At 45.2% G+C, this 26,136-nt stretch carries 24 protein-coding genes; 13 read left to right on the top strand and 11 right to left on the bottom strand.

The window, feature by feature from the left end:
• Positions 1 to 26: 26 nt before the first annotated feature.
• Genes OH458_RS11610 through moeA form a run of 4 tightly spaced genes read right to left on the bottom strand, consistent with a single transcriptional unit; the run spans position 27 to position 3,207 of the window.
• Positions 27 to 854 (bottom strand): sulfurtransferase, encoded by an 828-nt coding sequence (locus OH458_RS11610; RefSeq protein WP_269978460.1) that lies wholly within the window; start codon positions 852 to 854, stop codon positions 27 to 29.
• Positions 855 to 873: 19 nt separating this feature from the next.
• Positions 874 to 1,176 carry a hypothetical protein gene (locus OH458_RS11605; protein ID WP_269978459.1) on the bottom strand — a complete coding sequence of 101 codons (303 nt, stop codon included), beginning with the start codon at positions 1,174 to 1,176 and terminating at the stop codon, positions 874 to 876.
• A 36-nt stretch (positions 1,177 to 1,212) separates the two neighbouring features.
• Positions 1,213 to 1,962: a molybdopterin-synthase adenylyltransferase MoeB gene (moeB, locus tag OH458_RS11600; RefSeq protein WP_269978458.1), complete on the bottom strand. Its 750-nt coding sequence runs from the start codon at positions 1,960 to 1,962 to the stop codon at positions 1,213 to 1,215.
• 9 nt (positions 1,963 to 1,971) lie between these two features.
• A complete protein-coding gene (gene moeA, locus OH458_RS11595) occupies positions 1,972 to 3,207 on the bottom strand; it encodes a molybdopterin molybdotransferase MoeA (protein WP_269978457.1) in 1,236 nt (411 codons plus the stop codon).
• 163 nt (positions 3,208 to 3,370) lie between these two features.
• On the opposite strand from moeA, the gene folE reads away from it, so the two are divergent.
• Positions 3,371 to 4,024: a GTP cyclohydrolase I FolE gene (gene folE, locus OH458_RS11590; protein WP_038137013.1), complete on the top strand. Its 654-nt coding sequence runs from the start codon at positions 3,371 to 3,373 to the stop codon at positions 4,022 to 4,024.
• 111 nt (positions 4,025 to 4,135) lie between these two features.
• Entirely contained in the window at positions 4,136 to 5,512 is a 1,377-nt protein-coding gene (gene dbpA, locus OH458_RS11585) for an ATP-dependent RNA helicase DbpA (protein WP_038137010.1), read from the top strand.
• 39 nt (positions 5,513 to 5,551) lie between these two features.
• Here dbpA and OH458_RS11580 read toward each other — a convergent pair whose 3' ends face one another.
• The 3 genes from OH458_RS11580 to OH458_RS11570 form a co-directional block, all read right to left on the bottom strand.
• Complete coding sequence (locus OH458_RS11580; protein ID WP_269978456.1) at positions 5,552 to 6,289, bottom strand: MipA/OmpV family protein; 738 nt, start codon at positions 6,287 to 6,289, stop codon at positions 5,552 to 5,554.
• Positions 6,290 to 6,427: 138 nt separating this feature from the next.
• Positions 6,428 to 7,558: a peptide-methionine (R)-S-oxide reductase MsrB gene (gene msrB / locus OH458_RS11575; protein WP_443088510.1), complete on the bottom strand. Its 1,131-nt coding sequence runs from the start codon at positions 7,556 to 7,558 to the stop codon at positions 6,428 to 6,430.
• A gap of 253 nt (positions 7,559 to 7,811) precedes the next feature.
• On the bottom strand, positions 7,812 to 9,014 hold the full coding sequence (locus OH458_RS11570) for an aromatic amino acid transport family protein (protein ID WP_269978455.1): 1,203 nt from the start codon (positions 9,012 to 9,014) through the stop codon (positions 7,812 to 7,814).
• 343 nt (positions 9,015 to 9,357) lie between these two features.
• Between OH458_RS11570 and OH458_RS11565 the strand changes: the two genes are divergently transcribed.
• The 5 genes from OH458_RS11565 to OH458_RS11545 all read left to right on the top strand — a co-directional run bounded on the left by OH458_RS11565 (position 9,358) and on the right by OH458_RS11545 (position 12,422).
• Positions 9,358 to 9,480, top strand: a complete 123-nt coding sequence (locus tag OH458_RS11565; protein WP_005471320.1) for a hypothetical protein — start codon at positions 9,358 to 9,360, stop codon at positions 9,478 to 9,480.
• Between the two features lie 92 nt (positions 9,481 to 9,572).
• Complete coding sequence (locus tag OH458_RS11560) at positions 9,573 to 10,145, top strand: acyl carrier protein phosphodiesterase (RefSeq protein ID WP_269978454.1); 573 nt, start codon at positions 9,573 to 9,575, stop codon at positions 10,143 to 10,145.
• A 35-nt stretch (positions 10,146 to 10,180) separates the two neighbouring features.
• Positions 10,181 to 11,440, top strand: a complete 1,260-nt coding sequence (locus OH458_RS11555; protein ID WP_269978453.1) for a DEAD/DEAH box helicase — start codon at positions 10,181 to 10,183, stop codon at positions 11,438 to 11,440.
• A gap of 17 nt (positions 11,441 to 11,457) precedes the next feature.
• Entirely contained in the window at positions 11,458 to 11,997 is a 540-nt protein-coding gene (locus OH458_RS11550; protein WP_269978452.1) for a GNAT family N-acetyltransferase, read from the top strand.
• An 11-nt stretch (positions 11,998 to 12,008) separates the two neighbouring features.
• The gene (locus OH458_RS11545) at positions 12,009 to 12,422 is read left to right on the top strand and encodes a GFA family protein (RefSeq protein WP_269978451.1); all 414 of its coding nucleotides are present in this window, start codon (positions 12,009 to 12,011) and stop codon (positions 12,420 to 12,422) included.
• A 45-nt stretch (positions 12,423 to 12,467) separates the two neighbouring features.
• On the opposite strand, the gene OH458_RS11540 is transcribed toward OH458_RS11545, so the two are convergent.
• Positions 12,468 to 13,595, bottom strand: coding sequence for a fatty acid desaturase (locus OH458_RS11540; protein ID WP_269978450.1), 1,128 nt, complete (start codon positions 13,593 to 13,595; stop codon positions 12,468 to 12,470).
• Positions 13,596 to 14,106: 511 nt separating this feature from the next.
• On the opposite strand from OH458_RS11540, the gene OH458_RS11535 reads away from it, so the two are divergent.
• The 3 genes from OH458_RS11535 to OH458_RS11525 all read left to right on the top strand — a co-directional run bounded on the left by OH458_RS11535 (position 14,107) and on the right by OH458_RS11525 (position 19,042).
• Complete coding sequence (locus OH458_RS11535) at positions 14,107 to 14,667, top strand: GNAT family N-acetyltransferase (protein WP_269978449.1); 561 nt, start codon at positions 14,107 to 14,109, stop codon at positions 14,665 to 14,667.
• Between the two features lie 99 nt (positions 14,668 to 14,766).
• On the top strand, positions 14,767 to 15,879 hold the full coding sequence (locus tag OH458_RS11530) for an efflux RND transporter periplasmic adaptor subunit (RefSeq protein ID WP_269978448.1): 1,113 nt from the start codon (positions 14,767 to 14,769) through the stop codon (positions 15,877 to 15,879).
• 10 nt (positions 15,880 to 15,889) lie between these two features.
• Positions 15,890 to 19,042: an efflux RND transporter permease subunit gene (locus OH458_RS11525; RefSeq protein WP_269978447.1), complete on the top strand. Its 3,153-nt coding sequence runs from the start codon at positions 15,890 to 15,892 to the stop codon at positions 19,040 to 19,042.
• Between the two features lie 55 nt (positions 19,043 to 19,097).
• Here OH458_RS11525 and OH458_RS11520 read toward each other — a convergent pair whose 3' ends face one another.
• Positions 19,098 to 20,858, bottom strand: a complete 1,761-nt coding sequence (locus OH458_RS11520) for a methyl-accepting chemotaxis protein (protein WP_269978446.1) — start codon at positions 20,856 to 20,858, stop codon at positions 19,098 to 19,100.
• Positions 20,859 to 21,001: 143 nt separating this feature from the next.
• Between OH458_RS11520 and OH458_RS11515 the strand changes: the two genes are divergently transcribed.
• Positions 21,002 to 21,610: a beta-phosphoglucomutase family hydrolase gene (locus OH458_RS11515; protein WP_269978445.1), complete on the top strand. Its 609-nt coding sequence runs from the start codon at positions 21,002 to 21,004 to the stop codon at positions 21,608 to 21,610.
• 39 nt (positions 21,611 to 21,649) lie between these two features.
• On the opposite strand, the gene OH458_RS11510 is transcribed toward OH458_RS11515, so the two are convergent.
• Together OH458_RS11510 and OH458_RS11505 are read right to left on the bottom strand one after the other, a co-directional pair.
• A complete protein-coding gene (locus OH458_RS11510; RefSeq protein WP_038217252.1) occupies positions 21,650 to 22,954 on the bottom strand; it encodes an inosine/guanosine kinase in 1,305 nt (434 codons plus the stop codon).
• Between the two features lie 111 nt (positions 22,955 to 23,065).
• Positions 23,066 to 23,536, bottom strand: coding sequence for a CreA family protein (locus OH458_RS11505; protein ID WP_005471353.1), 471 nt, complete (start codon positions 23,534 to 23,536; stop codon positions 23,066 to 23,068).
• A gap of 171 nt (positions 23,537 to 23,707) precedes the next feature.
• On the opposite strand from OH458_RS11505, the gene OH458_RS11500 reads away from it, so the two are divergent.
• On the top strand, positions 23,708 to 24,220 hold the full coding sequence (locus OH458_RS11500; RefSeq protein ID WP_269978444.1) for a flavodoxin: 513 nt from the start codon (positions 23,708 to 23,710) through the stop codon (positions 24,218 to 24,220).
• Between the two features lie 71 nt (positions 24,221 to 24,291).
• A complete protein-coding gene (locus tag OH458_RS11495) occupies positions 24,292 to 26,067 on the top strand; it encodes an HD domain-containing phosphohydrolase (RefSeq protein WP_269978443.1) in 1,776 nt (591 codons plus the stop codon).
• The last annotated feature ends 69 nt before the right edge of the window (positions 26,068 to 26,136 follow it).

Genomic DNA, 26,136 nt, shown 5'->3' with positions numbered 1-26,136 from the left:
CCAGCGAAATGCTGGGGCTTATTCTTTTATTCGATTGGCAACTCTTCTCTTTGTCCCCATTCAGTCCAAGAACCGTCATAAACGGATAAATTTTCATAACCGCACAAGTGCGCCGCCAGTAACACAATTGCAGCCGTCACGCCCGAACCACAGCTGAATATGGTGGCTTCTTTATCGTCGCTCAATGATAAAGAGAGTATTTCTCGCAACTCGTTAACTGGTTTTAGCTTGTGTCCGTCCATCAGTTCGGCAAAAGGTTGGCACACTGAATTTGGAATATGTCCACTGCGAACGCCAGCACGAGGTTCGGGCACTTCTTTGTTGAAGCGCTGCCTTGAACGTGCGTCGACCGTAAGGGATGCAGGGTTATCAATTTGGTTAAGAACGTAAGTCGAATCGACAAAGTAATTCGGGTTAAGTGTTCCTGTGAAGTTACCGAGTTTATGCGCCTGGTCGTACTGCTGTACGATGTCGAATCCTCGTTTCTTCCACTCTGTTAGGCCGCCATCAAGGACGTAAACATGCTCATGCCCCATAGCTTTGAGCATCCACCATGCTCGAGGCGATGCGAACGTTCCGCTATTGTCATACACCACAATCACTGATTCGTTGTTTAGACCGAGTTCTTGAGCTAAACCAATAAATCGTTCTTGAGATGGCATCATGTGGGGAAGATCGCAGTCGATGTCGCAAAACTCTTTGTCATAATCAAACCTCAGCGTGTTTGGAATGAGGTTCTCGGTGTCTTTTTCGACTTCTCCGGGGATCTGAAAATTGATGCTGGCATCAAGAAGCACCAAGTTAGGATTGTCGAGTTGCTGAACAACCCATTGAGGTGTGACGAGTGGTGACATAGAGATTCCTTTTCTGCTATTACTTGCACTTTAAAACGGCATAGGAAACGACGTTGGAAAAGAGGCTCGTTTGTTGTTTCAGCGTAACAGCCGAACCTTCGGGGCAGTCGATTTTTGCGTCAGATTGGACAAGTAGATTTTGAGCATCTTCCGTTTCCACGTTGAGGTAACGCCGATGCCCATCTAACGATTGGGTGAGAGTTTGTGAAATGACAGTTGCTTGAATGGTTTCGCTATTAAATTGGGGCTTTAGCCAGAGCGTGATAACAAGCACCAGCGAACAAAACAATAAGGCGACAAGATAGATTTTAGGGTTATTCATCAATACATTACCGCCTTATCGTTAGCGAAACCGCGTTTAGTTACATACTGAACAAGTTGGCATTTTCATCAACTTCATCTCACGCCAAGACATGGTCATCGCATCAAGCATAAGTATCTTCCCTTGTTTAGGGGTGCCGTAGTTTGCGATGACCTTGATGGCTTCCATTGCTTGCACCGCGCCAACAATGCCAACAACCGGCGCCATGACTCCGGCTTCAACACAGCTTAACGCGCCATCACCAAACAACGCACTGAGACATTCATAACACGGCTGCTCCGCATCTTGATAAGTAAAGACGCTGATTTGACCTTCCATTCGAATGGCTGCCCCAGAAACAAGTGGCACTTTAGCCGCGTAGCAAAGTCGGTTGAGTTGGTTGCGTGTGTCGACATTGTCTGAGGCATCGAGCACCAAGGTGTGTTGCTCGATCAGCGTTTTCAGTTCCGTGTCGCTCAGTCGCTTATCCACCGTCGCAACGTTGAGGTGCGGGTTGAGCTCCTTTAGTGCGTCGGCCGCGGATTCAACCTTTTTTCTACCAATGTCTGAGTCATGGTGAAGTACTTGGCGCTGTAAATTAGACAGCTCTACCACGTCATCATCCACTAGGGTCAATTTGCCAACGCCAGCGGTTGCAAGATATTGGCTTGACGCACAGCCTAATCCGCCAGCGCCTAAAACCAACACAGAGCTTTGTTTGAGCGCCTCTTGCCCTTCAAAATCAAACTGCTTGAGTATGATCTGACGGTTGTATCGCAGCATCTCTTGGTCAGATAAAATCTCCAATGGATGCTCCTAGTATAAGGTTGAGTTAAACAGTTGAATGTTCACGGTTTCGCCCGCTTCGACACGACCACGCTCGCGCTCCAATACGACAAAGCAATTGGCTAAGCTCATAGAGCGGAAGGCGCCTGAACTTTGGTTGCCTGTGGTTTCAACCACAAACTGACCATTTTCAATGCGATAAATACCGCGCTGATAATCTGTGCGGCCAGGTACTTTCTTGAACGCACTTTTGGTAATTGCAGGGATCGATTCCGGTGCTTTCCATTCAGTATGTCCGGCAAGTTTTGCAAGCATCGGTTGAACAAGAACGTACATGGTTAACACCGCGGAGACAGGGTTGCCCGGTAAGCCGCAGAACCAAGCGGTAGACAGTTTGCCAAAGGCGAAAGGTTTACCAGGTTTAATGGCCAGTTTCCAAAAGCCGATTTGGCCAAGCTCTTCGAGAATGTCTTTGGTGTAGTCAGCTTCCCCGACACTAACACCGCCAGAGGTCACGACAACGTCAGCCAGTGACTGCGCTTGCTCAAAGGTCGCTTTTAGTTTCTCAGGGCAATCGGGAATGATGCCTAAGTCGATAGGTTCACAACCAAAATTCTCGATGAGTGGCTTAATGCCATAACGGTTGCTGTCGTAGATTTGACCTTCAGCCAAAGGTTCGCCAAGAGGCTTAAGTTCGTCGCCCGTTGAGAAAAACGCAACGCGAGGTTTCCTAACGACGGTCACATGGCTAATACCCAGCGTCGCGATCATCGGAATGTCGCGTGAGGTTAGGCGAGAGCCTGCCGGCAAAACGACGTCACCTTGCCTAATATCGTCACCGGTAGGGCGAATATTGTTTTGCGGTTTCACATCGGTTTGATTGAACTGGACACCTGAATCGGTTACTTCGGTATTTTCTTGCATGATGACCGCGTCACAGCCATCTGGGATTTTCGCGCCTGTCATTATGCGAACGCAGTGGCCGTTTGGCCAGTCACCTTCAAAAGGCTGTCCCGCAAAGGATTTGCCAGCAACAGGCATAACGTTGTTGGCTTGTAAATCGGCAATACGAATGGCGTAGCCGTCCATTGCTGAATTATCGAAAGGAGGAACAAATATCGGCGAAAGAATGTCTTCTGCTAAAACGTAGCCGATAGCCTCGGCAAGCGGTAACTGTAGGGTAGTTTGGATTGGTTTGATTGGCGATAGCATTTGTTCCATCGCATCTTCAAGTGGCATCAAGCCAGGAGCGTCACAACAGCCCATATCGAAATCCTAATTATCTATTTTATTAGAGTGTTTATTGGCAAGCACTTTACCACATAATAGACCGTGGCAATAATGACCCCCAGTAAAATATGGGTGTAATTATTCAAAAATCCGAGTATCCTTGTCTGCCATCCTAAAGGGGTAAATAAGAGGAGTTGGAATGTCTGGTCTTAGCGAATCCGCGAAGTTGGTAAAAGATGCGCTAGAAAGCCGAGGATTAGAGACACCGATGGTGCCTAATCAGTTCACTCGTGAAGAGAAGAAACAGAAAATTGAGCATCACATGCACGAGATTCTCTCTTTGCTTGAGCTTGACCTTACGGATGACAGTTTAGAAGAAACGCCACGCCGTATCGCCAAGATGTACGTTGATGAAATCTTCTCTGGTTTAGATTATTCCAATTTCCCGAAAATCACCGTCATTGAAAACAAAATGAACGTCAGTGAAATGGTGCGTGTAAAAGACATTACGGTCACGAGTACGTGTGAGCACCATTTAGTTACGATTGATGGACGTGCCGCCGTCGCGTACATTCCGCGTGGCAAGATTATCGGCTTATCTAAGATTAATCGTATTGTCCGCTTCTTCGCTCAACGCCCACAAGTGCAAGAGCGAATGACTCAGCAAATTTTGGTCGCGCTGCAAACCTTGCTCGAGTCTGATGATGTTGCTGTTACGATCGATGCAACGCATTACTGCGTGAAGTCTCGTGGAGTGATGGATGCAACCAGCGAGACAACCACGACGGCTTTAGGTGGTATTTTTAAATCGAATCCAGCCACACGCCATGAGTTTTTACACGGCATTCGCTAGGCAAGATTCGGTAAACTGATTTCCAAAAACCGCTTCCATTATGAGGCGGTTTTTACTTTTTAAATCGCGTTATTCACACTGTAAATTACGCGTAATAAACAAGGTAAATTTGTGACAACTTCATTTAAAACGCTCAACTTAAGACCAGAACTGACTGAAACTTTGGATAGTTTAGGCTACACCGAGATGACACCCATTCAGCAACAAGCATTGCCTTTGGTTCTCGCGGGGAAAGATGTCATCGGGCAGGGTAAAACCGGCTCGGGTAAAACCGCGACATTCTCGCTGGGTTTGTTGAGCAACCTAAACGTGAGCCGCTTTAGAGTGCAAACTTTGGTCTTGTGTCCAACACGAGAGCTTGCCGACCAAGTGGCGAAAGAGATCCGTACCCTAGCGCGCGGTATTCATAACATTAAAGTACTTACCCTTTGTGGTGGTATGCCAATGGGGCCACAGATTGGCTCTTTGGAGCATGGCGCGCATATCTTAGTGGGTACGCCAGGTCGTATTCTTGATCATATGTCAAAAGGGCGTATCAGCCTCAAAGAGCTTAACACGCTGGTGTTAGATGAAGCCGATAGAATGCTGGATATGGGCTTTGAAGAAGCGATTGATACCATTATTGAAGCTGCGCCTAGTAAGCGTCAAACTCTGCTGTTTAGTGCGACATTCCCGGACAACATCGAGTCGTTGTCGGCAAAAGTGATGGTCGCGCCTGAAATGGTTAAAGTGGAATCCACGCACCAGAAAAGCACCATCGAGCAACGATTCTTCAAGCTAAATAGCACAGAGGAGCGCGATGATGCCCTCGAAGCGCTACTCCTAACGCATAAACCTGAATCTTCGGTTGTGTTCTGTAACACCAAAAAAGAGGTCCAAAACGTGACCGATGAACTGAGCCACCGCGGTTTCAGTGTGGTTGAGTTGCATGGTGATATGGAACAGCGTGAGCGCGAACAGGCATTGACCATGTTTGCCAATAAAAGTATCTCGATTCTCGTGGCAACAGATGTCGCTGCTCGAGGCTTAGATGTCGACAACTTGGATGCGGTGTTTAACTTCGAGCTCTCAAGAGATCCAGAAGTTCACGTGCACCGTATTGGTCGTACAGGTCGTGCTGGTTCGAAAGGGGTAGCATTTAGCTTCTACAGTGAAAAAGAAGAGTACCGCGTTGCTCGTATTGATGAGTACATGGATATCGCAGTTTCACCATCAGAATTGCCTGAGAAACCAATCGAGCGCCCGTTTTACCCTAAGATGCAAACGATCCAAATTCTGGGTGGGAAAAAACAGAAAGTGCGTGCGGGTGACATCCTCGGCGCTTTAACCAAACAAGCTGGCCTCGATGGTAAAAAGATTGGCAAGATCAACATTTTGCCAATGGTTTCTTACGTTGCGGTGGAGCACGACATCGTAAAACCAGCGTTAAAGCAGCTACAAACTGGAAAAATGAAAGGGCGCAATTTTAAAGCGCGTATCATGAAGTAATCGAGTGACATGATAAAAAGGAGCCGTTTGGCTCCTTTTTTAATAGGTGAACTTGTAAGTGACACCAAGACTGGCAGACCAACCGAGATCGCGTTGAATTAAGGGTGAGTCGCTATCATGATGTTCAAGTTCTAACTTGGCTAACCCCAACCAGTTTTCAGACAGATTATAAATACTGATAAGCCCAGCTTGATAAACCCAACTGCTGCCTGAGTTATACTCGTCTAACCCTGACAAGCGAGATTCATCGGCGGAAATCGAGTAGAGGTGGCGAGAAAGCTTTTTGTCTCGATAATCGACCTCAATGTAAGGCGTAAACGTGATGTCGTTGAAGGGCAAATCCAAAGTTCGACCTAAATGTAGTTGCACCTCGTAACCATTATGTTCGCTCGTGACATCGTGTAAGTATGTCAAGCGTGCCCCAACGGTACCGACAGTAAAACCAAGCTCACCATTGCCATCTCGATTGTCGATACCTGATGGAATATCATCGTAATCATCCGAGACTTGTGCAAAGCGCCAGTTTCCACTGAGGCCAAAATAAGGCAGAACAGATACATTGATTAAACTGCCATCAATAAACCCATACTGGCCATTGTAAAAGACATTGGGTTCGGCAAAGATGCCAGCTTCGTCTTTGTCAGAAAACACAGTTTGACCATAATTGACGCTGCCGCCGATAAAGCCGAAATCGTAATATTGCTCTTGCGCGTGGGTAGTAAAGCTTAGCCAAAAAGCGGTTGAGGCGAGCAGTAAGCCCGGTTTTGTGATAGTCATAGATTTCTCCTTTAATCTACAAATATCAGAACGGTCAATAACAAAATTAATTGCATCGAAGCTAAAAATTCTTCTGGACACGCATAAAAACAAAAAGGCCAACTCGAGAGTTGGCCAAATCATCGACGTTTGGATGGATTAACTGTCGAATAAGTAAAGGTACTCAGCGTAGCCTTCTTTCTCGAGATCTTCTTTAGCGATAAAACGCATTGCAGCAGAGTTCATGCAGTAACGCAGCCCTGTTGGCGCAGGTCCGTCTTTAAAGACATGACCTAAGTGGGAATCCGCAAATCGGCTGCGAACTTCCGTTCTTGGATAGACTAGGTGATAGTCGGTTTTAGTGACAATGTAACCTGCGTTGATCGGTTTCGTAAAGCTCGGCCAACCTGTCCCCGATTTGTATTTATCAGTGGAGCTAAATAAGGGCTCGCCGGAGACAATATCGACGTAGATACCGTCTCGCTTATTATCCCAATATTCGTTACGAAACGCTCTTTCGGTGCCTTCCTCTTGAGTGACGTAGTATTGCAGTTCAGACAACTTGGACTTGATCTCGTCGTCCGAAGGTTTTGCGTACGGCTTAATGCTTGAAGCGGCTTTTCTCTCATCGATTAATTGGCGTAACGTTTTTGGATCATCTTTACGAGATTCACCAAAGATACCATCCAAATATTGGTCACGACCGGATGCGTAGCGATAGTAGTTGTAACGGATTTTATTACGCTTGTAGTAGTCTTGGTGATACTCTTCTGCTGGCCAAAACTTCTCAAACTCAATCAGTTCTGTTTTAAGAGGTTTTTTAAAGATACCGAGTTCATCTATCTCGGTGATAAAGCGCTGAGCAATTTGTTTTTGAACATCATTGTGATAGAAGACAGCTGGTCGATAATGTCGACCTCGATCCACAAACGAACCTTGATCGTCGGTCGGATCGATGTGTCGAAAAAACTGGTCAAGGACTTGCTCATAGCTGACGGCTTTTGGGTCATACTTCACTTCAATGACCTCGATATGACCCGTTTTACCCGATGATACTTGTTTGTATGTTGGGTTTTCCAACTCACCACCAGAGTACCCGGATACAACGTCTAAAACGCCTGGGAGTTTTTCTAAATCCGACTCAGTACACCAAAAGCAGCCTCCCGCAAGCGTAGCGACCTCGTAGCCTTTTAACGGTTGCCCCGAGCCATCCTTAGCGCTGCCCCAAAATGATGCCATAAGTGCCAGCAAGGCAACGGATGGAAGGGCAAATTTCAACTTCACTTTCATATCAACCTCATCGATTGTTTTTGTTATCGCTAGATAAGAACGAGTTATCTTGGAAAAAATTTCACTTTTTGTTTTGTAGTCGTCTAAGAACAACGCGATCACTGAAGGAAATGAATAGCTGAATGAAGACTGACAAAGTCAAGATTACTTCGCACCCTTATCGACAATCACTTAGGGCGCTGATGGAATGAAGTTAGGAGATATAAAGTAGAGAGCCCTCAGTCTATGAGGGCTCTCCAAGATTTGACTGTGATTAACCGAGAGACGGTAGTAAACCAACAGTGATCAGCACCTGAGCAAACACGATAACGACGCCGACCGCGCTCGTCGCGACAAGCCCCGCATTGCCACCTTTAACTTGGTAAAGATGTTTAGGCGCATCAACACGAGCTTTTCGCACCATCAAAATTGGTAAGAAAATGGCTAATACAACCAAGGCAATCGCTGCATAGCCAAGTGCCATAATGAATCCTTGTGGGTAAAACAGCGCAAATCCCATGGGTGGCAGGAAGGTGATTAACCCCGTCATCACGCGAGAGCCGCCATTTGTCTTCTTCTTCAAGGTGTCCCCTAAAAACTCAAACAAACCCAAGCTCACGCCAAGAAAAGAGGTCAGCAGCGCAAGATCTGCGAAGATCCCGATAGTTTGGCTGAGATTAGATTGATGAACGGTTTGAGAGAGAGTTCCGATCAATGCGCTTAAGCCTTGATTCTCAAGTAGCGTTTGTTGGTTTACGACTCCAAGTGTAACCACTTGCCAAAACACATAAATGATGAGAGGAATGGCAGAGCCAATGACAATGGCTTTACGAAGCGATGGAGTGTGTCCGTCTAAGTAGTTTACGATAGCAGGAATACTGCCGTGAAAGCCAAACGAAGTAAAAATGACAGGGATTGCAGCGATCACAATGCCTTGCTCGACAGGCATACTTAACAGGTAAGACTCAGTAACGTTTGGCGCCAAAAACGTCAGCACGAGTGCCATCGCCACCACTTTTACCAAGAACAAAACGCGATTTACCTTGTCAACGGTTGCTGTGCCAATCGTGACAACACTTGCAACGATTAAGGTAAAGAGGAGTGTAGAAGTCGTTGATGAAACCTCTAGCCCCACAAACGCCTGAATACGCTCACCAAACTGTGAACCACCTCCAGCGATGTAAGCAGCACAAAGGGCGTAAAACAGGAACATCATAGCAAAGCTTGCTACCCACTTTCCTTTTTTGCCGAGAAACTGGTTTGCTAACGTATGTAAAGTCGCATCTTGTTCAGCATGCTGGTGGACCTCAACCATCAGTAGTGCGGTATACGCCATCAATGCCCATAGACCTAGCATGATAGCGAGTGATGTGGTGAAACCGATGCCTGCCGAAGCAAGAGGAAGGGCGAGCATGCCTGCGCCAATGGTGGTGCCTGCGATGATCAAAGTACTACCGAAAACCTTTGATTTAGTCATGTATACAATTCTTTACATTATTAGTTGTGTATTTAGCTTTTATGGCTAATGAATAAACTAAAACTAGCCATAAATCCTTAGATTTGTGCATTGTGTAAAAATAAAAGAACACTTTCAAGTAAAATGTACAGATTTATTGCTATGGGTGTAAGCTTATATATACAGCAGCTTGTGGTGCTTGATTGCAAACGGTTTCATGGGATTGCAGTCAAAGCGTGATAAAAAATTACTTTGCACTTTCACGAAACTGTCATATAAGAGGTTTAAAAAGGAACAATAGACCACATATTCAAGGTGAGACTTGTAAGCAGGTCTATAAAGTTGTTTATCAAAGGAGGTCAGAATGAGTGACCAAACACAAAATGAAGAATGCCTAGAACTGCTAGATGCAATGGAAATTGGCTTTGAGCTTTCAGACTACGAACAGTCAATCGAAGCATTAGCAGAAGAAATCTTCAATAAATAAGCCTAGGCACGTGCCTAGTTACCAGAATGAGCCAGTGCAATCGCGCTGGCTTTGTGCTTTTATAAGCCAAGCGATAACAATCTGGGAATCATGTGAACTATCTTGCCCATTTACACATTGCGGATTATTGTCAGTCCAGTCTGTTAGGGAACTTGCTGGGTGATTTTGTTAAAGGTGATCCGCAAGGGAAATATCAACCGTCCATTGTACAAGGTGTTCGCCTGCATCGTTTCGTAGATGGGTATACCGACAGTCACCCCCTAGTCAAACAAGCAAAAGGGTTGTTTCCCCAAGGCCCGCGCAGATTCTCTGGCATTGCACTCGACATGTTTTGGGACCATTGTCTTGCACGTGATTGGGACGCTTTTCACCACCTATCTCTTGAGCTATTTTGTACTCATGCCGAACGCCAAGTTAACGCTACGAAAACCAACTTACCTGAACGATTTGAACGAATTAACGGTTTGATGTGGGAAGGGCGTTGGTTAGAGTCTTATCAGAGCCTAGATAATATTGACTACGCATTAGAAAGAATGTCACGTCGTTCGCCACGTATGGGACAATTGACAGAATGTACTCCCTTTTTGGAACAGAATTATCAGCAGTTAAGCCAACTATTTGCCCGCCTGTATCCCGATGTACTAACTGCTAGCAAGAGATTCTGATAGAATCGTCGACCTTGCATTTATAGGTAACACGCATGTCGACGCAATTTGAATCACTTGGGCTATGTCCAACCATACTTTCCACATTATCTTCACTCGGCTTTGAGCAACCCACAGAGGTCCAAACGCAAGCCATTCCTCACGTATTGGAGGGGAAAGACGTTTTAGCCGGCGCTCAAACGGGGACGGGAAAAACGGCGGCATTTGGTTTACCGATCATCCAAAAATTAATCGAGTCTGAGGCAAAACGCGATCCCCAAAGCAATGACGTTCGCGCCTTGGTGCTGGTTCCAACTCGCGAGCTTGCTCAGCAGGTATTCGACAATCTTGTTCAATACGCACAAGCAACCGAACTCAAAATTGTGACTGCTTACGGTGGTACCAGTATGAATGTTCAAACTCGTAATTTGGAACAAGGTTGCGACATTCTGATCGCCACGCCGGGACGTTTAATCGACCATATGTTTTGTAAAAACGTGAGCCTACTTAAGTCAGAGTTTTTGGTGCTCGACGAAGCGGATCGAATGTTAGATATGGGATTCATGCCTGACATCCAACGTATTCTTAAGCGTTTTAATGCAGTTAGACAGACACTGTTCTTTTCCGCGACGTTTGATAAGCGAATAAAGAGCATCGCTTACAAACTTCAATCTGAACCGGTTGAGGTACAAGTCTCTGCATCAAACAGCACCGCTGAAACCGTAAAACAGATGGTGTATCCCGTTGACAAAAAACGTAAAGCGGAGCTTCTTGCGTATTTGATCGGCTCTCGAAACTGGCAGCAAGTCTTGGTCTTTACCAAAACCAAGCAAGGCAGTGATGCGTTGGTTAAAGAACTAAAACTGGATGGCATTAAAGCGGCATCAATCAATGGCGACAAAAGCCAAGGTGCGCGTCAAAAAGCGCTCGATGATTTCAAGGCAGGCAAAATTAGAGCTTTGATCGCAACTGACGTCGCCGCTCGAGGTCTTGATATACAAGAGCTAGAGCAAGTGGTTAACTTCGATATGCCGTATAAAGCAGAAGACTATGTTCATCGTATCGGCCGCACTGGGCGAGCTGGCAAAGAGGGCTTCGCGGTCTCCTTTATGAGCCGCGACGAACACTACCTACTTGAAGCAGTTGAACGTCTTTTGGACACGCGTTTACCGCAAGAATGGCTACAAGGTTTTGAACCAAGTTTAGTAGAAGAAGTCGAGCCAGAACGTTCACCGCGTAGAAAGAGCCGATCGTCTGACAAGCGTAAAATGAAGGCAAAATTGAAAATTCACGCGAATCGAGGCAAGAAACGCTAATCATCAAGGCAATGGCTATGACCAGTAAAAGAGAGTTAGCGGACATCAAACTCACATTGCTTAACTTAAGTGATGCAGAGCAACTGCTTGCGTTTGAGATCGAAAACCAAACTTGGTTCGAGCAGTTTATCCCCCCGAGAGAGCAAGACTTTTACTCGTTAGAGGGGGTTACTCAGCATATTCAAGAGTTCTTACTTGAGTTCAAGTGTAACCGTTTGCTCCCATTGCTGATAAAAGATAATAGCGGGCAGATCATCGGGCGCCTCAATTTTACCAACGTTGATTTAAAAAAAGGCACCGCTCATGTTGGCTACCGTGTTGGCCTACAATCGGTTTCCAAAGGAGTTGCGACGACCGCGCTGAGCAAGGGAATAACTGAACTGAGCAGTAAAGGGATCAAGCGGTTATTTGCTTATGCCGATGAAAACAACATAGCGTCACGAAAAGTTCTTACTACCAATGGGTTTGTCAAAGTCCGTATTGTGGAAAAATACGCGCAATTGCATAACAAGCCGATAAATTGTATAGAGTTTACTTGTCTAATAAATAAACGATAAGGAAGCACTCAATGGAATTTCCAGTCTCAGCAGCATGTCAGTGTGGTCAAGTCAGTTACACACTTAAACGCGCTCCAATGAAGGTCTTTGCCTGCCATTGCCAAGAATGCCAAAAGCTCTCAACCAGCCCTTATAGCGTTACGGCTGTGTGCAATACCGAAGACGTAGAGTTCCGTGGTGAGGTGTCACAATGGGAGCGCTTAGCCGAAAGTGGTAACAAGAATTATGCGAAATTTTGTCCTCAATGTGGTAATCGCATCTACCACTACAACCCAGATGCACCAGAAACAGTAAAACTCAAACTAAAACCTGTGGGCAGTGAAGTCTCCAAGGAGTTTGCTCCTCAAGCACATGTCTGGGTGAGTGAAAAGCAAGCCTGGCTTACCTTAGGTGAAGGGACGGTGTGCTTTGATAAGCAACCTTAAAAAACAAAATGGGGAGCAATTGGCTCCCCATTTTAATGTTTGGTGTTATGCGTATTGGGCTAACTGCATTTCCCAGCGTTTACGTTGTGAGCTGAGCTCTTGCTTAAGATGTTGATAGCGCAGGTTAAGTAATGAGCATTCGTACTTTTCAGAAAGACTACTCTTTTGCGCTTCAAGAACCTGTTTCTTGATCTCATAGTAATCACTCATTTTAGTGATCAGTTGTTCAAACTCTCGATTCAACGCCTCTTTAAGCTGTGAAGCATTGGGTAGGTTTTCGATTTTTCTTTGTGCAATTTCACGACACATCTTAGCGCGCGCTTTTTCAATTTTGAGCTTGGGCGTCACTCGTAATTTACGAGTCAAACCTAGCCATGAACAACTCTTAATTAGCCATTTCGTTGGGTCATACTGCCACCAATAAATGCCATTTCGGTAATCGTTCTCGAAGATGTGGTGATAGTTGTGGTATCCCTCGCCAAAGGTAAAGAATGCTAACACGCCATTATCACGAGCGGTATTTTTGTCTGTGTAGGGTTGGCTGCCCCAAATATGAGCCAGTGAATTAATAAAGAAAGTGGAATGGTGGCTAAGAACCAATCGAAGAACACCCACAATCAGCAGCATACCAAGGACATTACCATAAACAATGCCTAAAGCAAGTGGGATTCCAACGTTGGTTAAGATCGCGAGTGGAATGTAGTACTTGTGCTGCCACATCACGATTTTATCTTTCTGTAAGTCGCGGCAATTGCTGTAATCGGAATAGGTATTTGCGTTGTACTCACGCAACATCCAGCCAATGTGTGAAAACCAAAAGCCGCGTTTAGCCGAATAGGGGTCTTTGTCGTTGTGATCTACATGTTTGTGGTGGATTCGATGGTCTGAACTCCAGTGAAGCGCGCTATTTTGGAGAGCAAACGCCCCACCAATAGCAAAAATAAATCGCAGCAGTCCGTGTGCTTCATAAGTTCTGTGTGACCAGAGACGATGGTAACCCGCCGTGATCGACAAGTTACAGAATGAAAATGCGACGATAAACCAGATCAAGTGCTCAACGCCATATCCTGTCGTAAAACCATACCAAGGAACGACGACGAGAGCGACGAGAAATGATAAGAGAAAAATAGCGATATTGAGCCATATCAGTGGCGGTTTACGCTCGGTGGACATGGATAGATTTCCTTTCAGCTAACAATTGTACGCTAGAATATCAGCGTACACGTGTAAGTCAAATGAAAGAAAATCAAAAAGTGACTAGGGTCTGTTAACCTTTCGCGGTTAAATTTTGTTCGGATGGGGACGCCTAGTCAAAATCGTTTTAGGCGCGGCAAGGGGGTGTAGCCTAGTCACTCTAAGTAAATACCCCTTAACAAAGCATAAAACGATTTTAGTCCGGGGCGCGTAGCCGAACCCTTCGGGCAGCGTTTGTGGTTCATTTCTACTGCGTTATCGGCTTTTCATGTAGGCTAGCTACACTTCAAAGCCTCTGCCTTGTAGAAATTTCCCACAAACTGCTGCAAAAATCAGCTCGAAAGCTCAACAGACCCTAAATCATCGTTAAAAGTCGAGCGCGTTGCGACGGCTGCAACACGCTTTTGTTCCAGAGTTATTGGCTTTTTGTTAAATGTTTAATAGTATGAAGAGGTATACAATCCTTAACAGGACGTAATAAGGACTACAAATGGAATTAAAAGTAGCTGAATATAGCGATTACGAACGTATCGCTACGCTGCACGCACAAAGCTGGAAGCAGTTTTACCAAGGTATTCTTGGTAAAGAGTATCTAGAAAACGACGTATTAGAAGAACGCTTAGCCGTTTGGCAAACTCGCCTTATCAACCCTCCCTTTAATCAACACGTGATTTTAATTGAAGAGGGGGGACTGCTGTGCGGATTCATTTGCGCTTTTGGCAATCATGATTTTGAAAAAGGCACCATTATTGATGCTTTGCATATTGATGATGCCTATCGAGGGAAAGGACTAGGTTCTATCCTGATTGAAGAAATGGCGAAGTGGATTCATCAGTATTTCCCGGATAATGGCGTTTACTTGGAAGTGATGAAAGATAACCTCCAGGCTATAGAGTTTTATGACTATATTGGCGGAAAAAATGCGCAAGAAAGACTCTGGAACGCCCCTTGCGGTAATCAAGTGACTGAACTTGTCTATTGCTGGAAATCCCCCGAGATTATGCTGGAAAACATCATGGCTCACGCCAAATCCAGTTTAGTAACAAATTGAAACACTTAACTTCCTTCCTCTGATATTCTTCGGACACAACATAGTAGCCCGTTAGGTAATTTGGCCAAGCCTCTTTAAATATTACCTAACGGTCTATTCATGAAAAAAACACTGCTATTGTCAGCACTAACCAGTGCAATTTTACTATCAGGATGTGGTGAACAAAACCAAGGGAACAATCAAGCGCCAGCGCCACTTGTTGTTGCAGAACAAGTGAAAACTATTGAGCATCAAGCGAGCAAATCCTACATTGGCCGCGTAGAAGCGGTTGAAGACACCAACATTACTGCTCAGGTCACTGGCTATTTGAAACAACGTCATTTTGATGAAGGCCAAATGGTAGAGCAGGGCCAATTGCTCTATTCGATTGAACCTTCCTCTTTCCAAGCTCAGGTCGCGACTGCAAAAGCGACTCTTGCACAAGCCAATGCGGCACTTAAAAAAGCAGAACTGGACTTTCAGCGCGGCAAAAACTTACTCCCTAAGGGCAGTATTTCGCAATCAGAATTCGATAACCTTAACGCCACCTTATTAGGCGCAACAGCCCAGGTTGAAGCGGCTAAAGCTCAGCTTCATCTTGCAGAGGTGAATCTGTCGTACACCGAAATTCGTGCTCCATTTTCTGGTCGGATTGCACAAAGTAAAGTCAGCACGGGCGATCTGTTGTCACCACAGTCGGGCATCTTAACCACATTAGTGAGTCTTGATCCAATCCATACAAGTTTTAGCATCAGTGAACGAGAGCGTTTGCAAATGGGGATGGACAAGGTGACTAGTCGTTCTGCCAACGAAGCCGACTCCGTTGAAGTTAAAGTGGTGTTGGAAAATGGGGAATACTTCCCACATGCAGGCCAACTTGACTACTTAGGCAATCGAATCGACTTAGATACAGGCACTATTTCAATGCGTGCAGTGGTGTCTAATCCAGAGCTGCGATTATTACCCGGTCAACATGTTCGTGTTGAACTCAAAGAAAAGCAGGCGAGAGATGCGTTGGTGATTCCGCGCCGCGCAGTGCAAACCGATCTCGAAGGTAACTTTGTAATGGTAGTAACAGAGGGGAACGTTGCGGAACGCCGCAATATCGAACTTGGCCATCAAGTTGAAGGAGGAATCATTATCCGTAGTGGAATTGCCGACACGGATAAGGTGATTACCCAAGGCCTTCAACGTGTACGTAACGGTGTTCCTGTGCGAACAGACGCAGAATAAAGGAGCTTAAATGTTAAGTCGATTCTTTATCCAGCGTCCAAAGTTTGCGCTGGTTATTTCCATCATACTAACTTTAGCTGGAGCGATCGCGTTGGCGATCCTTCCTGTTGCTGAATACCCTAAAATAAGCCCTCCGTCAGTGAGCGTCACGGCATACTACACGGGTGCCAGTGCAGAGGTTGTAGAGCAAGCTATCGCAGATCCAATAGAAACATCGGTCAATGGTGTTGAGGACATGATTTACATGTCTTCGAAAAGTGCCAACGATGGTTCTTATAACCTCAACGTCACGTTTGATGTTGGGACCGATCCTGATATGGCGCAAGTCAACGTTCAAAACCGCGTTTCTCAGATCGAGTCGAAGCTTCCTCAAGAAGTGAGGATGGTCGGTGTAACGGTTAAGAAGCGATCTCCTGACCTGCTAATGGTGCTTAACTTCTATTCACCAGAAGGAAAATACGACGATCAATTCTTGATTAACTACATAAACTTGAATGTAAAAGATCAGCTTGCTCGAGTGAAGGGCATCAGTGAAGTAAGCGTCATCGGCGGCGGCGAATACGCCATGCGTGTTTGGCTAGATCCTGAGAAGATGGCGAACCTAAAACTGACTACGTCAGACATACATGCAGCGCTCGCTGAACAGAACGTGCAAGTTGCTGCTGGTCGCGTTGGTGCCGCACCTTACAATGATGTTCAAGAAGTCCAGTTTAACTTGGTGACGAAAGGGCGTCTTGAAAGCGTGGGCGAGTTCGAAAACGTCGTCTTGCGAGCAAATAGCGACGGCTCAACGGTATACCTCAAAGATGTGGCCCGTGTAGAGCTAGGTAAAAAGTTTTACGACGGCAGCGGCAAGTATCGTGGTCAAGATGCGTCAATTGTAACGTTATCGCTTCAATCTGATGCTAACGCACTGGAAAGCGGCCAAGCTGTTGTGGAAATGCTTGATAAACTGAGTGTTAACTTCCCTGAAGGGATGGAATACGAAGCAAGCTATGACACAACGCTATTCGTTGCTGAATCAATCAAAGGCGTTGTTAAAACACTTATTGAAGCGATTTTGCTGGTTATTGCGGTGACGTACTTGTTCTTAGGCAGTGCTCGAGCAACTTTGATTCCAGTTGTTGCAATCCCTGTGTCACTAATTGGTACGTTTGCTGTGATGCAAGCGACTGGTTTCACCATCAATACGGTGACCTTGTTTGGTTTGATCTTGGCGATCGGTATTGTCGTCGATGATGCGATCCTCGTGATTGAGAATGTCGATACTACCATGGCAAAAGACCCAAGTATCAGTCCACGTAAAGCGACGTTGATTGCAATGAAAGAGGTGACGGGGCCGATCATTACTTCGACCTTGGTGCTGCTTGCGGTGTTCTTGCCAGTGGCGATGTTGCCGGGTATTACAGGGATTATGTACCGTCAGTTCGCTTTGACGATCTGTATTTCTGTGGTTATTTCATCAATTAACGCGCTAACCTTGTCTCCGGCTTTGTGCTCATTGGTACTGAAACAAGGGGGTGGAAACACCTCGCGTTGGTTCGCTGTATTCAATCAAGGGTTAGAAAAAATCACTCACCGTTACGGTCAGGTAGCGGGTTTCTTGGTAAAAAAAGCCATGTTGCTTGGGGCGTTTTTCCTTGTCGCAATTGCGGCGGTGACCTTCTTCGCGAAAACGACATCAACGGCGTTTGTCCCTCAAGAAGACAAAGGAATCCTGCTAGTTAACGTCCAACTCCCAGATGCGGCGTCTTTGTCGAGAACGCAAGAAGTCACCGAGCAGTTAGTCGATATGGTTGAACAGGAGCCCGGTGTCGATGGTGTCACTGTAGCAAATGGTTTTGCCTTTATGACAGGCGCTGCTGCGTCAAACGGTGCGTCTCTCTTTATCAAATTGGAAGACTGGGATACGCGCAATGCGTTGGAAGGCGATCATTCGTCGACTGCGATAGCACAACGCATCAATGGCCGTGCTGCGATGGAATTGCCACAGGCGGTTGTATTTGCTATGGGACCTCCTGCGGTACCTGGTATGGGGGCAGCCTCTGGTTTCGAATTTGTTCTTGAAGATACCTTAGGTCGCAGTCGAACCGATCTTGCAATGGTGATGGGGCAGGTGATTGAAGCGGCAAATAAGCAACCGGAAATCGCCTATACGTTTAGTACCTTCCGTGCCAATGTTCCCCATTACTATGTCGACATTGACCGAGAGAAAGCGCAGCAATTGGGAGTGCCACTTTCAAGTATCTTCCAAACGCTACAGGGTAACTTAGGTTCGCTCTATGTGAATGATTTTACGATGTTTGGTAAAAACTTCCGCGTCACGATGCAAGCCGATAGTGAACATCGTAGCAGCATGGATGATTTAGAGCGCTTCCACGTTCGAACATCACAAGGCGTGATGGTGCCGCTTAGTACCTTGGTGAGTTATGAGCAAATCTTTGAACCAGATGTCGCTTGGCGTTACAACATGTACCGCAGTGCCATTATCCAAGGTCAACCAGCACCGGGTTATTCAAGTGGTGATGCCATTGCTGCAATGGAGCGAGTAGCAGCAGAAGTTCTCCCTCATGGCTATCAATATGAGTGGACTGGATTGGCCTATCAAGAAGTGCTTGCTGGAAACCAAGCGATCTTTGCGTTCGCACTTGCACTGATATTTATTTATCTGTTCATGGTTGCTCAATATGAGAGTTGGAGTATTCCATTGGCGATAATCTTGGTGGTGCCTATTGCTACGTTGGGATCGTTCTTAGCACTTAATTTGACGGGAACGCCGCTCAACTTATATGCGCAAATTGGCTTAGTGTTGTTGATTGCGCTCGCCGCAAAGAATGCAATTCTGATTGTAGAATTCGCCAAAGTTGAGCGAGAAGAGAAAGATGTGCCAATCGATGAAGCCGCGGTACACGGTGGTAAGCTTCGTTTCCGAGCGGTGAATATGACATCCTGGTCATTCATCTTAGGTATTTTCCCGCTGATTTTTGCCTCAGGTGCAGGGCACGTGAGCCAGAACTCGTTGGGTATCTCATTGATTGGTGGTCTACTCTGCGTATTGTTGGCGGGTACCTTCTTGATACCTGGTTTTTACGCTGTTGTTCAGCGCCAGCGAGAGAAGATACACGGTGGTAATACCAAAATGGTTCCATTGGATGATGAGTAGTAACTAAAACGAAAAGCCCGCAATTAAGCGGGCTTTTTTACACGTTGCGAATCAGTTATGAGGTTTTAAACTCCGCCACTGCATGATCCATTTCAGTGGCTTGTGCCGATACGCGATCGACTTCAGTCAGACATTGCTGAGCGGAGCGCATGTTGCCATCAGAGATAACATTAAGTTCAGTGATCGACTCACTGACTTGATTCATCACAATACCTTGTTCCTCGATGGCAGAAGCGATGCGCTCTGAATTTGCTTGGATGTTAGTCATATCATCGATAATCTGAGTCAGGCTAAGATCGAGAGAGTCTGACGCTTTGAGTGTCGCTTGCCCTTGTTCATTACACTGATCAATATCCGTCACCACTTGAGACATCTGAGATTGAATGTCCGTCACCACTTTAGTGATTTCTTCCGTAGATTGGTGTGTACGGCTTGCCAATGCGCGAACTTCGTCCGCAACGACGGCGAAGCCACGACCTTGTTCACCCGCACGTGCGGCCTCGATAGCGGCGTTAAGTGCCAATAAGTTAGTTTGCTCCGCGATTTCTTGGATAATGTTCACGGCATCACCAATCTTATCCACGTGATTGTTCAATGAGCCAATAGATTGCTGACTATTACCCAAAATTGACGATAATTGATCGATATTCTTAACCGTCGTTTTCACCACTTTACGACCGTTTTCAGCATTAACTGCCGCCTGTTGCACGCCCTCTACCGCGATTGCAGTACTCTCTGAGATTTCGTTGATTGTGGACACCATTTCTTGTACAGAGGTTGCCATCGTAGTGGTGTGGTCCGCTTGGACGTTGAACTGTTCGATAACATTTTGCAGTTCGTCATGCATATTAGAAGTGCTTTGTGACAGCTCAGCAGACTTGCTCTGAGTGCCAGCAATTAGCTGCTCAAGTTTATCTAACAAGCGGTTGAAGTAGTTGGATATCGCAACCAACTCGTTGTTACCACCTAAATTGGCTCTCAAAGAGACATTGTTTGAGCGCGCAATTTCTTGAATGATGGAGAGTAAGCTCGCAACTTGCGTATTAATAGAACGTGAGATTTGCCAAATAATTAATAAAATCAGAATGATAACAAAGCCAGTTACCATCATCTTGAAATTCCCCAAACGATCCTGAGTCTCTTGCGCTTGTGAGGTCAGTGCCTGAGAGAAAGATTTAAACTGTTCTTCAACTGTGTGCGAAAGTGCGCGAGTGTTCCCAAGAAGGCCAACATTGTATTTAAGACCGATTGTGATCTTTTGCGCTATCAGTGCTTTCGCTGCAGCCAACAGTGCAGTGCCATCACTAGGGATAAGAGATGTATCTAATGAACCAGCTTGAACATTGTTGTTAAATTCGAAAAGGTTCACCAGTTGGTCACTGTTTAATTTAGGTCGAACACTTTCAAGCTCAGCATTGTATCGACCCAGCAATTTATCTTCTGGGTTCAATCCGTGCTGATTGTATGCATTAACCAATGAGGTAAAACCGTTTTGATAATCAATGATGTCTGTACGGAGTTGTGCACTAGAGGGGAGATCATGCTCGGTAAGAATTTTGGCTAGCTGCGACTGCGTATCCAAAAATTTGTCCATGTTGTCATTAAACTTGTCTAAGTACTTCATGTCTTTTCTGAGCAAGAAGTCTTTTTCATTGCGTCGTAAATTTAGCAGGCGTATTTCCAACTTAGCGACTAATAAGTTTGCTTGGTTGAGTTGTTCAGTCGTTTGGGCAAAGTGAGAAGTGGACAAAAGAACGGAAACCACTCCTAAAACGGCTACTGCACCCAATGAATATAGTTTATTCTTGATATTCATGAGATTACCTAAATAAGTCAAAGTTATAACATTATGAGTATTTAAGCTGATGGTAGTCTGTAATTACAATTATATCAATTTAACTTATTGCAAAAGTGTTAATCTATTTATCGTTATAGATTAGCTCAAGGATTGAATACAAGATGATAAATCTAATACAAAAGTATGAAGGATTAATTTTCGACATGGATGGAACGTTAATCGATACCATGCCCGCCCACCTAGAAGCGTGGCAACAAACATCAGATTACTTTAATTTCCCATTTACCAAAGCGTGGTTACATAGTTTAGGCGGAATGCCGAGTTATAAAATTGCGATAGAAATCAATAAAGAGCATCATCTTTCTCTCGAACCAAATGAAGTCTCGAAATTTAAAATGCGCTGTTTTTCAGAAATTGAAAATAAAGGAGAGGTGATCGCTTGTACCAAGGAAGTACTAGAACACTTTCACGGAAAGAAAAAACTTGCGGTCGGTACGGGAAGCCAACGCAAAAGTGCACTTGCACTGCTGAAACAAACCGAGTTACTGCCCAAGTTCGATGCTGTCGTCACCGCTACCGATGTTGCAAATCACAAACCAAACCCTGATACATTTCTCGAGGCAGCGAGACAACTTGGTGTTAGCGCAAACGCATGTGTCGTCTTTGAGGATACTGAGCTTGGCAAGCGCGCTGCGCATTCAGGAGGGATGGACTGCATTATGGTTGAAGGTGATCAACTGGTTTTCTATCCGTGTCCCAATTCAAAGTAAGTACGATCAAAAAAGCCGCATAACGCGGCTTTAATATGATTAACGATCCCAATACGCTTCTTCTAAGCTATCTTCACGTTCAGGCAATGCGCGCCCTAGTCGAGGAGAGTGCTGTGTGAGAACTTCGTAGCTAACACGGTTTGCGTACTTACAAATCTGTGAAAGAGAAGAGTAGGTTAAGTACGGCTGATCGTGTTTAGATGAATTAGGGACATTCATCAAGTGATGGCTGTTTGCCGCCATATCATGCAGAAGTGCAGAAAGCGCCGCGTCACCCGCACCATTTGTGTTTTTAATTTCAAGTGGGCCGCCCAAATAAGGACCGATATGAGAATAAACTTTCAATGGTGTTTGGCAGTCGGCTTTGCGCATTGCTCGACTAAACTCATACTTGTTAAATTCAGGTATGTTACCTGGTAACAAAGGGAGTTCTGTGTCGCGCTTAACGCTGTCTTCCGTGTAACCCGCCATATAAAGGCCTGAAGGACCTGCTGTGCAGAGCACCAAGTCAACCCAATCTAACGCTTTGTCAGCGGCTAATAGTGGGTCGGACTCACCAGTAAGAGCTTCACCTTCCTCTTCGTTCATCGCAACGATGGAAATGTTCTCTTTGATGTACTCTTGCCACCATTTAGCGTTACCCTCAATGACCCATTTTGTACCCAGTGTTAGAACCACAGGCACATTCTTGCCTTTAGCGATTTCAATTGCACGCGCAACGGCTTTTGGCATTGGGTCTTCAGGCTTACCGCGCATAAGGTAAGACGAGACAACAAGCGCAGATGCTTTGTCAAACACATCATCAGGAATGCTTTCAGGGCGTAGGTTGTTCATTTCTCCTTCGTTGATGGCAAACGTACGCTCACCGTCGTCTGAAATCAGCGTGTAACAACGGCCAATCGAACCTTCTACCATTTGTAGGTGGTTTAAGTTCATGCGAGAAGAAGTACGGCACAAGTAACGATAAGCAAACGAACCGACTTCGATATTGCGTGACATAACGCCTAACAACACTGATTTGCTATCTGCTAGTACAGAGTAGTTGTGTAGGGTGTTACCTATGGTGTCACCAGGGTATTGATGAGTGATTAAGCCACGCTCAACCAGTTCGTCATAGAGTGCATCAGCTTTACTCTCTTCCAAAACGAGAGAGTGCCCTTTACTCAAGTCATATTTCGCTAAGAACTCATCGTCTACACGAGCTTCGATATCAACGATGGTTTGACCCACACCAACAATAATCGGGCGATAAAGCTTAGGGGTTTGCTTCATCTGATTTATTAATGGATCACGAGCGTGTGTAGGAAAGTAGTGCTTTGATTTGCGCTGACCAGGAAATTTCATTTTGAGGTATGAGTTGGAAATTTTGCCGCATCATATCACAAAGGTTAAGGATTGCTTTCACTTTTATTACATAGAAGAGTGCCAAACTTCAGAGTTTGGCACTTGATTGTTCTATTTATCAGCAGTGAATGTACCGAACGCTTTTGTTCCCCAAAGTGGAACCGTAGACAAGCTATGTTTGAAGCTACCAGAGGTTTCTTTTGTAGAATAAGAAAGGTACATAATCGTCTGATTTTCGACGTCTAAAATTCGGCGAATCTTCATGCTTTTGAAGAAGATACTTTTTGATTTTTTGAAGACAACTTCCCCTGAATCCGATTTGTCGATCTGAGCGATCATCTCTGGCGTAATTTCACCGGTTTGACGGCAGGAGATAGAGCTGTCACTTGGGTCAGCTAGGCTGAAGTCCGCTTCAATCGACGCAACGTGACAGGTCACACCCGTTACAATGGGATCTTGCATGTGATTGAGTTTGATATCTTTCATTGTAAAAAGGCCAAGACTAACATCACCAACTTCACCGCTATCACAAGCTGAAAGGGAAAGAGCAAGAATTGAAGCCACTGTAATCTTTTTTATCATAACGAAGTTCATCCTAAACAAAGGGTTGCTTTCTGAGTGACGACTCTATCATGTGCCGCCTATGCTCTTAGCATATCAGCTTTCGATGTGATACCGAATAGCCAAGAAAACACTTGTTTACACGTGTGCTTATCGATAAGCTGACGCAAAATATCGACACAAGTTATTCAAATGAAAGTATCCGGCATAGAAATCGCTAAAACGAAAAATAATTGGTTGTCAGAACAGATAGATGTCCAATATCCAACCAAAGAGAGTTTAGCAGGTCGTTCGTTATACTTGTCTACAGCCGCTCAATCGTCAGTCGTCCCATTAGATACCGCAGTGAGTGCTGATATTGGTTTGACTAGCGATGACCTATTTCTTGTCGATTTTCATCGCCTAACAGTCATGTTTGCGTTGTTGCAATCTAAACGTTGGGAGCAACAAAGCGAGCAAGAACTGATTGTCGAGTTTCTTACTCAAATCATCTATTCTGATCCCTGTACTTTGTACGTCGCTTTTAAAGAAGGGGAGCCAGTTGGAGCGGCAATCCTGACCCAAGTGGATAATCAGTTCCTGGTGTCAGACGTCGTGTTAACACAAAACCAAACTTTGGCGAATAAGCACGCGTTTTCTTTATTGTTGGTCAACAAGTTGAATGTTAACTCGAGTGAATATAGTGACGTCTATCTAGAAATCTAATGATTGCTAAATGCGATGTGCATTCAATATGTTAGTCTGTGGCATCTCCATCGTTATAAGAATCTTTCACCTTGCTGTTGCGTCGGTTTGTCTATTTACTCATTGCGGTCTGCACTCCTTCCGCTTTTGCTCACGTTGAGCATTGGCAACCTAAACATGTACTCATCATCCACTCTTATGAGCCCTCATACCAATGGACAACTCAGTTCCAACAAGGTATTGAGCGGATTACGAATCAGTATCCAGAACCCGTTAAACTCTCAATAGAGTACTTAGACACCAAGCGCATTACTTCTCAAACTTATCTCGATGCATTTAAGCAGTACTTTGCGATTAAATACGATAACTACCATTTTGATGCGGTTCTCCTTACCGACGACAATGCTCAGAGACTTGTTAGTCGCTGGTCACCCAATCCATTTGCCGGCCTTCCTATCATTGCCGGTGGCGTCAACGATTTCTCTGCTTCTCTCGATCATGTAACCGACAAGGCAAAGATCCTCTATGAACGCGATGACATTCAAGGAACGTTAAACTTCCTCGACTCGTTAAATCAAAACTGGAAAAACCTTTATTTGTTGACTGACTCGAGTCACACGGCGAGCTTAATCAAAACAGCGTTTGAGCAAGAGCTCGAGACCAGTCGTCTAGCTGATATTCCGTTTACGATTGTGGAGGGGAAAAGCCTCGAAAATACGGCGCAATGGTTGACGACATTGGGTAACACAGATGCGGTGATACTTTCACACTACAATACAGAGGTCGACAAAGGTCACTACTACAGTTACGAACAAATTGCGCATACACTCGCGGAAAAAAGTGCCGCACCAATTTTTGTTTTCTGGGAGTTCTACATCAATCACGGTGTGGTTGGAGGCGTGGTCAACCGACCAGAGGATATCGGTGAGCAAATGGCTGTAGAGTTGGCTCGCTCTCTATCGATTGATATGTCGGGCCTTGATATCGCACATTCCGGATCTCGGGCGGTGGTCGAATATGAAGCACTCACAAAACATAACCTTGATCAAGAACTCCTACCAGATGACGTGATACTACTAAACCCGCCAAAAAGCTATGTTAGAGATAACATCGAAACGATAGGGTATTCATTAGTCTCGTTCTTCTGTTTACTCGCGGTCATCATTAACCAATCTCGAACGATCAATCAAAAGAGAGAGCTCAATTTAAAGAGTCGTAAGATCGTTGAGTTGCAAAAGAAAACCATGCAAGTGCAGAAAGAAATGATACATGTTCTTGGAGAGGCTATAGAAACGCGCTCCGGAGAGACAGGAAACCACGTAAAGCGAGTTGCAAAGCTATCCGCACACTTGGGAAAGCTTGCTGGGTTGACTCATCGCGAAATTGAAATGCTTGAAGTTGTCAGTCCGATGCATGACGTCGGTAAGATCTCCATCCCTGAGGCGATTCTCGATAAACCGGGAAAATTGACTGCTGACGAATGGGAAGTAATGAAAACGCATACTCATGCTGGTTACAGCTTACTTAGCAGCTCCAAAGGGGAGATGTTTAAGATGGCGGCAATCATCGCATATCAGCATCATGAAAAGTGGGATGGTACTGGTTATCCCAATGGCCTATCTGACCAACAAATTCATATTTTTGCACGAATCACAGCCATTGCCGACGTCTTCGATGCCCTTCTGAGCGTGCGCTGTTACAAACGCGCTTGGACAAACGACGAAGTCAAAGCGCACTTTATTCATCAGGCCGGTAAAGAGTTTGACCCAGAGTTGGCGTCTCTTCTAATTGAGCACTATGCAGAATTTACTGCGATACGACATTGCTATCCAGACGCCGTAAAAGAGCAATTATCTATCGCGGTGTAACTCTGTTCAATTATCCCCAAACAGTGACTCACCATTGAATTTTTATATTCAATGGAGCGCTTATTCAGA

The organism is Vibrio sp. MarTm2, from assembly GCF_027587055.1.
GTDB lineage: Bacteria > Pseudomonadota > Gammaproteobacteria > Enterobacterales > Vibrionaceae > Vibrio > Vibrio sinaloensis_D.
Note: the sequence above shows the minus strand (reverse complement) of the source record. Positions and strands in the feature narration are given on the sequence as shown.

Excerpts from the sequence above, each read along its gene's own strand:
- OH458_RS11540 (WP_269978450.1), bottom strand. The coding sequence starts at position 13,595 with ATGTCCACCGAGCGTAAACCGCCACTGATATGGCTCAATATCGCTATT.
- folE (WP_038137013.1), top strand. The coding sequence starts at position 3,371 with ATGTCTGGTCTTAGCGAATCCGCGAAGTTGGTAAAAGATGCGCTAGAA.
- moeA (WP_269978457.1), bottom strand. The coding sequence starts at position 3,207 with ATGGGCTGTTGTGACGCTCCTGGCTTGATGCCACTTGAAGATGCGATG.
- OH458_RS11610 (WP_269978460.1), bottom strand. The coding sequence starts at position 854 with ATGTCACCACTCGTCACACCTCAATGGGTTGTTCAGCAACTCGACAAT.
- OH458_RS11550 (WP_269978452.1), top strand. The coding sequence starts at position 11,458 with ATGACCAGTAAAAGAGAGTTAGCGGACATCAAACTCACATTGCTTAAC.
- OH458_RS11500 (WP_269978444.1), top strand. The coding sequence starts at position 23,708 with ATGAAAGTATCCGGCATAGAAATCGCTAAAACGAAAAATAATTGGTTG.
- OH458_RS11545 (WP_269978451.1), top strand. The coding sequence starts at position 12,009 with ATGGAATTTCCAGTCTCAGCAGCATGTCAGTGTGGTCAAGTCAGTTAC.
- OH458_RS11605 (WP_269978459.1), bottom strand. The coding sequence starts at position 1,176 with ATGAATAACCCTAAAATCTATCTTGTCGCCTTATTGTTTTGTTCGCTG.
- msrB (WP_443088510.1), bottom strand. The coding sequence starts at position 7,558 with ATGAAAGTGAAGTTGAAATTTGCCCTTCCATCCGTTGCCTTGCTGGCA.
- OH458_RS11525 (WP_269978447.1), top strand. The coding sequence starts at position 15,890 with ATGTTAAGTCGATTCTTTATCCAGCGTCCAAAGTTTGCGCTGGTTATT.
- OH458_RS11515 (WP_269978445.1), top strand. The coding sequence starts at position 21,002 with ATGATAAATCTAATACAAAAGTATGAAGGATTAATTTTCGACATGGAT.
- OH458_RS11520 (WP_269978446.1), bottom strand. The coding sequence starts at position 20,858 with ATGAATATCAAGAATAAACTATATTCATTGGGTGCAGTAGCCGTTTTA.
- OH458_RS11565 (WP_005471320.1), top strand. The coding sequence starts at position 9,358 with ATGAGTGACCAAACACAAAATGAAGAATGCCTAGAACTGCTAGATGCA.
- OH458_RS11510 (WP_038217252.1), bottom strand. The coding sequence starts at position 22,954 with ATGAAATTTCCTGGTCAGCGCAAATCAAAGCACTACTTTCCTACACAC.
- OH458_RS11505 (WP_005471353.1), bottom strand. The coding sequence starts at position 23,536 with ATGATAAAAAAGATTACAGTGGCTTCAATTCTTGCTCTTTCCCTTTCA.
- OH458_RS11580 (WP_269978456.1), bottom strand. The coding sequence starts at position 6,289 with ATGACTATCACAAAACCGGGCTTACTGCTCGCCTCAACCGCTTTTTGG.
- OH458_RS11555 (WP_269978453.1), top strand. The coding sequence starts at position 10,181 with ATGTCGACGCAATTTGAATCACTTGGGCTATGTCCAACCATACTTTCC.
- OH458_RS11535 (WP_269978449.1), top strand. The coding sequence starts at position 14,107 with ATGGAATTAAAAGTAGCTGAATATAGCGATTACGAACGTATCGCTACG.
- OH458_RS11570 (WP_269978455.1), bottom strand. The coding sequence starts at position 9,014 with ATGACTAAATCAAAGGTTTTCGGTAGTACTTTGATCATCGCAGGCACC.
- OH458_RS11530 (WP_269978448.1), top strand. The coding sequence starts at position 14,767 with ATGAAAAAAACACTGCTATTGTCAGCACTAACCAGTGCAATTTTACTA.